Consider the following 5,815-nt stretch of genomic DNA (forward strand, 5'->3'; position numbering starts at 1 on the left):
CGGGCCTGCTGGGTGTGGCCGGGCCTGCTGGGGCGAATGAATTCGCGGCAACGACCACACGATGTCCACCTTCGTGGACTGCATGCCTTGGCGTGCTGTCGGTGATCAGTGGCGCCCCGGCTCGGGGGTGTCTCGTGGTTCTCCCCCAATGAAAAGCCGGGCCCGGACGCGAAGGTCCGGGCCCGGCTTGGAGCGGCGCGTGAGGCGCCGGTCCGGATTACGGGGTGGTCGTGGTGCCCGCGGCGCCGGCGGCCGTGTCGGTGCCGGTCGTCGTGGTGCCCGCAGCGCCCCCGGCGGTGTCGGTGCCCGTGGCGGGCGCCGGCGTGGTCGCCATGGTGGTGTCGGTCGGCAGCGGCGTGGTCACCGGGGCCGCCTCGACGGTCGTGCCGGCAGCCGCGGTGTCGGTGGCCGCGGCGTCGCCGCCCTCACCGCCCTCGCCGCCGCACGCGGCAAGCGCCATCACGCCGAAGATCGCGATCAGCTTCTTCATGTCCGTATTCCTTGTCCGTCGTGAACAAAAAGGGGCCGCGCAACGATGCGCGGCCCCGGTACTCGTGCTGCTCAGTGCGCGGCCGTGTCCGTCGTGGCGGTCGCGGTGCCGGTCTGGGCCTGGCCCTGGGTGGTGTCCACCGTCGTGGTGGTGGTCGTGGTCACGGTGTCAGCCGCCGGGACGACCGTCGGGGTGGAGACCGTGTCGGTGCCCGGAACGACCGTGGTGGTGCTGTTGACGTCGGTGGCCTCGCCCTCGCCAGCCGCGTCGTCGCCGCCGCCGCAAGCCGCAAGCGCCATCAGGCCGAAAATCGCGATGAGCTTCTTCATGGTCGTGTGTCCTTGTCCGGTGTGGTTCATCAGCCGCCCCGCGTAGATGCTGGGCGGTGTCCTGCTCACTGCTGGGCGTCGCCCGTCACGCTGTCGCCCGTGGTGCCGCGGACCGCCGCCGCGCTGTCCACCACGGTTCCCTGCACCGCCGCCGAGTCCGCGGGCGCCGGCGTTACGGCCGGGGCCTCGCTGGTGGCGGGGATCGAGGTGGTGTCTTCTACCACCGCGCCCGCTTCGTTGCCCCCGCCGCAGGCGGCGAGCGCCACCAGCGCCAGGGAAGCGATCACCTTGTTCATGGTCACTGCGCCGCCGCCGAGTCGGTGCCGGCCGCGTGGCCGGAGTCCGCGTGCGCCGTGCTGTCCATCGGCGCGGGCGTGGTCGTGGCCGAGGTGCTGTCCATCGGCAGCGGGGCCGCCTGGGTGGCCGCAGCCGCCGAATCCACTCCCTGGATGGTGGCGCCCGTGGCCGTCGAATCGGCCCCGGCCGCGGCGTCCTCGCCGGCGTCGCCGCCGCAGGCCGCCAGCACCGCCACCATCACCATCGGGAAAATGCGCTTGATCATCCGCCGCTCCTCACTTCCAGAATCCATCCGCGCGGCCTTCACGCGGTCGGGCCAGGAAATGGCAACGGATATGCCGAACGCCGGGTACCGGGCCAAGGTGGCGCAAATCCGCGCCACGCCTTAGTTTTCGGGCACTCGGCACCCCGCGGCCCACCGTTCGCGGACCGCACCGAACCGGTCCGCCGCCGTTCAGTGAACACCGCGCGGTGTTCAGTGAACACACGGGACGGGTGCCGCACCGAACGAACGGGACCACATGCGAGGGCTTCCGCTCCGTGCCAAGATCTTCTTTCTCTTCGCCGCCACGTCGCTGCTGATCGTGGTGCCGGCCCTGCTGCTGATCGCGCGGGCCGTGGAGCGGGGCGTGTACGAACGTGCGCGCGACGACCTGGACGGCGCCATGCTCTCGGTGCAGCAGGCGTGGGACACCCACGACCTGCTGCTGGCCGAGGCGGCGCGCGCCCGCGCGTTCGACGTGGACCTGGCGCGCGCCTGGCAGGCGGGCAACGTGCGCAAGGTGCAGCGAATCATCCAGCAGGGGCTGGAAAAAGACGTCGCCTTCATCGTCGACAGCACGGGCCGCTTCATCCTGGGGCCCGAGGTGGATGCGGGGGTCGTGGCCGGCGCGGGGCAGGGGCGTACGACGATCGCCTTTCCCGCCAAGGGCGACCCAGTGCGCTTCGCCCTGGAAGAGGTGCGGGCCGACACCGTTCTCCTGGGACGCGTGGGCGTGGGCACCCGCGTGAGCGCGGCCAGCCTGAAAAAGCTGAACCGCACCACCGAGGTGGTGCTGCTGGTGGGCGACTCGCTGATCGGCACCACCCTTTCCGACACGGCCGAGGCGGCGCTGAGCCGCACCGAGCTGCTGGCGCTCAAGGGGAGCGCGGCCCCGGTACCGCGCCAGATCTACGCGGGGCAGGCGTACATGGCGCGCCCGCTGAACCTGGCGTCGCGCGGGCTGCCGGCCACCGCCATCCTGCTGCGCCCCATCACCCAGGAATTGCAAGTGGCGTCGGCCATCAAGAGCTCGCTGTGGGGGATCGGGTTCGCGGCGCTGGTGCTGGCGCTGGTGCTGGCGGCGGTAATCGCCCGCATCGTCGCGCGCCCCACGCAGGCGCTGGCCGAGGCGTCGGCGCGAATGGCGCGGGGCGACTTCGCGGCGCCGCTGCCGCGGGCGGGCACGGACGAAATCGGCCAGCTGGCGCGCGCGTTCGGCGAGATGCGCCGGGCCATCGCCGACCGCGAGGGGCGGCTGCGGAGCGCGCAGGCGGAGATGATCCACCGCGAAAAGCTGGCGGCCATGGGGCGCCTGGTCGCGCAGCTTTCGCACGAGATCAACAACCCCATCTACAACATCCAGAACTGCCTGGAGGCGCTGGAGCGGCGCGGTGACCCGAACGATCCCAACCGCGAGTTCCTGACGCTGGCGCAGGAGGAGCTTTCGCGGATGGCGTCGCTCACCCGGCGGCTGCTGGACCAGAGCCGCCCCCAATCCGACGCCAGCTCGCTGCTGAACCTGAACGCGTTGGTGACCCGCGTGCTCACCCTGGCGGGGCCGGAGATCAAGGCACGGGGGGTGGAGCTGCGGGCGGAGCTGGCGCCGGACCTGCCGAACGTGGTGGCGCACCCCGAGGCCATCCAGCAGGTGCTGGCGAACCTGGTGGCCAACGCCAGCGACGCCATGCCGGGGGGCGGCCGGCTGCGGGTGTCCACGCGGGCGGTGGACGAGGCCGTGGAGGTGGTGGTGGAGGACACGGGTCAGGGGATCGCGGAGCGGGACCTTCCGCACATCTTCGAGGCGTTCTATACCACCAAGCCGGCGGTGACGGGAATCGGGCTGGGGTTGTTCGTGTCGGAGGGGATCATCCGCGGCCACCGCGGGCGCATCGACGTGGAAAGCACGCCGGGGCAGGGCAGCCGCTTCATCGTGCGCCTGCCGCGCGAAACGCTCGACGAGTCGCTGTCGGACGCCCACCAGGACGCGGCGGCGGAGGCACGCGAGACGGCGGGAGTGTAGGCCGCGCACCGGAGCCCTGTCATCCAGAGGCCCAGGCGCACGGCACCGTCCCGCAGCAGAGACGTCGCGGGCCGAAGGATCTTGCCGCGGAAGAGTACAGGCCTGGGCGCGGCAGCGGTCACGGCAACCGAGGCCTCGGCTGCCGTGTGGCCCTCACCCCGCCGCGCTGACACGCGTGCGACCCTCTCCCACAAACAGCGTGGGAGAGGGGGTACACTTCAGGTCTGGCGTGCGTCGGGGGGGGCCAAGTGGCGGCGACCTCGGCCCCGCTGGGGCGACTGAAGTCGCGGCAACAACGGCCCAAACTCCGCCTTCGCGGACTGCATGCGCAGTCGAGTGCGCGGGGCAAGCCGAAGCGCGATTCAGGTCTCCCCCTCCCCTGCGCTGCGGGGGACGGGGGCCGGGGGGAGGGGGCTCCCAGAGGTGCGCACGGCAGTCAGACGAACCTCGATGCGGTTCTCCCCTCTCCCGGCGCAGTTTGCCGGGGGAGGGGCCGGGGGAGGGGCCCGCCGCGGCATGCGACGCAGCCAGCCCTATCCGGCGTGAAGTTCCCCTCACTCCCGCGCAGTTTGCGGGGGAGAGGCCGGGAGAGGGGGGTCCAGACGCCCGCTACTTATCTACTTTTCGACGTTCGCGACTGTGGCAACATCCGAGACTCCGCGCATCCTCATCATCGACGACGACCGCGCGTTTCGCGTGGGGACGGGCGCACTGCTGTCCGACGAAGGCTATGCCGTGGAGGCCGTCGCCAGCGGCGACGAGGGCGTCGACCTGCTGCGCCACGAGCAGTTCGACATGGTGCTGCTGGACCTGCGGATGGAGGGCCGCACGGGGCTCTCGGTGCTCGAGGAGCTGCGCGGCTCCGGCAACGACGTTCCCGTGGTGATGCTCACCGGCTTCGCCACGGTGGATTCGGCCGTGGCGGCGCTGAAGCTGGGCGCCGACGACTACCTGACCAAGCCCTGCGACAACGCGCAGCTGCGGTCCAAGATCAAGTCCATCCTGGCCCGCCGCGAGCCCGTCCTGGGCGACGGCGCGGCGCGCATCGTCAGCACGGGAACGCGGATGAAGGAGGTTCTGCGCGCCATCTCGCGCGTGGCATCCACCGAATCCACCGTGCTGCTGCGCGGGGCGACGGGGACAGGCAAGGAGGTGATCGCCCGCGCCATCCACGAGGAAAGCCCGCGCCGCCATCGCCCGTACCAGGCGGTCAACTGCTCGGCGCTCTCGGAAGGGATCCTGGAGTCGGAGCTGTTCGGCCACGCGCGCGGCGCCTTCACCGGCGCGGTGAACGAGCGGAAGGGGCTGTTCGAGGAGGCGCACGGCGGCACCGTGTTCCTGGACGAAATCGGCGACGTGTCGCCCGGGATGCAGGCCAAGCTGCTGCGCGTGCTGCAGGAGCGCGAGGTGGTGAGGGTGGGCACGGCGCGGAGCGTGCCGGTGGACGTGCGGGTGATCGCGGCCACGCACCGCGACCTGGAGGCGATGGTGGAGGACGGGTCGTTCCGGAAGGACCTGTACTTTCGCCTGAAGGTGTTCCAGATCCGCGTTCCCGAGCTCAGGGACCGCCCCGAGGACATCCCGGCGCTGGTCGGCGCCGCGCTGGCGCGGTGGAACGAGCGGGTGGAGGCGCCGCGCCGCGTGCAGGGCGTGTCGGACGATGCGATGGCGCTCCTGGCGGCATACGACTGGCCGGGCAACGTCCGCGAGCTGATGGCAGCGATCGAGTACGCGTGCATCGTCTGCGAGGGCGGCCGGGTGATGCCGCACAACCTGCCTGAGGAGGTGCGCGAGGGCGCGTCCACCTTCCCGACGGCGAACGGGGGCGACGGGCGCAAGCACGAGTACGCGCGCCACGTGGAGCCGGTGCGGCGGTACCAGGCGCCCGACGCGGATTCGGAGCGCGAGGCGATCCTGCAGGCGCTGGAGCAGGCCGACGGCAACCGCACCAAGGCCGCAGCGGCGCTGGGGATGGGCCGCACCACGCTCTGGCAGAAGCTGAAGGAGTACGGGCTGTAGAGGGCGCGCGGGCGGGGTTGAGGCGCACGGAGGCAGGCCCGGTGCTCGGGCCGGCGCCCCCCATCCCCAGCCCTTCCCCGGCAAACTGCGCGGGGGAAGGGAGCCAGTGCCATGCGCTGCGGCGGGTCTTGGAGGCCGGACCCTGCACGCCACCAACGGACCGCACCGGGCTGACGCCTCTCCCCCATGCAGTTTATGGGGGAGAGGTTGGGAGAGGTGGGCGGCTGAGGCACGCGCCGTGTCCAGCCTCATCCGGCAGGACCTTTTTACCACGACTTTCATCGAACCGATGACCGAACCGACCGAACTCACCCGGCGCGGCTTCGCCAAGGCGGCCGTGGCCGCCGTGGCCGTGCCCATCCTGGCGCCGCTCGCCGCGTGCACCACCACGCCGCCGC

6 protein-coding genes are annotated in these 5,815 nt (G+C 71.8%); 2 read left to right on the plus strand and 4 right to left on the minus strand.

Going from position 1 to position 5,815, the window contains the following annotated elements:
* Window positions 1-217: 217 nt before the first annotated feature.
* The 4 genes from VIB55_RS23590 to VIB55_RS23605 all read right to left on the minus strand — a co-directional run bounded on the left by VIB55_RS23590 (window position 218) and on the right by VIB55_RS23605 (window position 1,381).
* Window positions 218-490, minus strand: a complete 273-nt coding sequence (locus VIB55_RS23590) for a hypothetical protein (protein WP_331879133.1) — start codon at window positions 488-490, stop codon at window positions 218-220.
* Window positions 491-561: 71 nt separating this feature from the next.
* A complete protein-coding gene (locus VIB55_RS23595) occupies window positions 562-888 on the minus strand; it encodes a hypothetical protein (protein ID WP_331879134.1) in 327 nt (108 codons plus the stop codon).
* Entirely contained in the window at window positions 885-1,121 is a 237-nt protein-coding gene (locus VIB55_RS23600) for a hypothetical protein (protein ID WP_331879135.1), read from the minus strand. Before VIB55_RS23600 ends, VIB55_RS23595 begins: the two co-directional genes overlap by 4 nt.
* The gene (locus VIB55_RS23605) at window positions 1,118-1,381 is read right to left on the minus strand and encodes a hypothetical protein (protein ID WP_331879136.1); all 264 of its coding nucleotides are present in this window, start codon (window positions 1,379-1,381) and stop codon (window positions 1,118-1,120) included. The genes VIB55_RS23600 and VIB55_RS23605 overlap by 4 nt, the downstream gene beginning before the upstream one ends.
* A gap of 256 nt (window positions 1,382-1,637) precedes the next feature.
* On the opposite strand from VIB55_RS23605, the gene VIB55_RS23610 reads away from it, so the two are divergent.
* Both VIB55_RS23610 and VIB55_RS23615 read left to right on the plus strand, forming a co-directional pair.
* On the plus strand, window positions 1,638-3,398 hold the full coding sequence (locus VIB55_RS23610) for a sensor histidine kinase (RefSeq protein WP_331879137.1): 1,761 nt from the start codon (window positions 1,638-1,640) through the stop codon (window positions 3,396-3,398).
* Window positions 3,399-4,037: 639 nt separating this feature from the next.
* Window positions 4,038-5,417: a sigma-54 dependent transcriptional regulator gene (locus VIB55_RS23615; protein WP_331879138.1), complete on the plus strand. Its 1,380-nt coding sequence runs from the start codon at window positions 4,038-4,040 to the stop codon at window positions 5,415-5,417.
* The last annotated feature ends 398 nt before the right edge of the window (window positions 5,418-5,815 follow it).

Source organism: Longimicrobium sp. (assembly GCF_036554565.1).
In the GTDB taxonomy this organism is placed as follows: domain Bacteria; phylum Gemmatimonadota; class Gemmatimonadetes; order Longimicrobiales; family Longimicrobiaceae; genus Longimicrobium.